We start from the raw sequence: 260 nt of genomic DNA, 5'->3' as shown, positions 1-260 counted from the left end.
AGCGGCCGGGGGTGGCCGAGGCGCTGGCGCGCGCCACGACGCGCGGCACGTAGCGCAGCTGCCGCCCGTAAGTCGGCGCGGCCGGGTCGGAGCGGTCGACAGCGTGCGTGTAGGCGGCCGAGACGTCGAGGGTGGGGCGGCCCCAGCCGTCGGCGCGCGCCCAGCGCGCGGCGGCTTCGAGGCCGTGCGTGGCGGTCTGCTGGACGTTTTCGGGCCGCCAGCGCCCGTCCGCGCCGGGCGTCCACACGATCTGATCGCGG

General features: G+C 78.8%; 1 protein-coding gene. It reads right to left on the bottom strand.

From position 1 onward, the window contains the following. Positions 1–260, bottom strand: a 260-nt coding sequence (locus RYX56_RS23350) for a TonB-dependent receptor domain-containing protein (RefSeq protein WP_317124257.1), incomplete at both ends; no start/stop codon positions are given.

The organism is Alkalihalophilus lindianensis, assembly GCF_032843265.1.
In the GTDB taxonomy this organism is placed as follows: domain Bacteria; phylum Bacillota; class Bacilli; order Bacillales; family Bacillaceae_D; genus Alkalihalophilus; species Alkalihalophilus lindianensis.
This window is presented reverse-complemented; position numbering and strand designations above follow the sequence as displayed.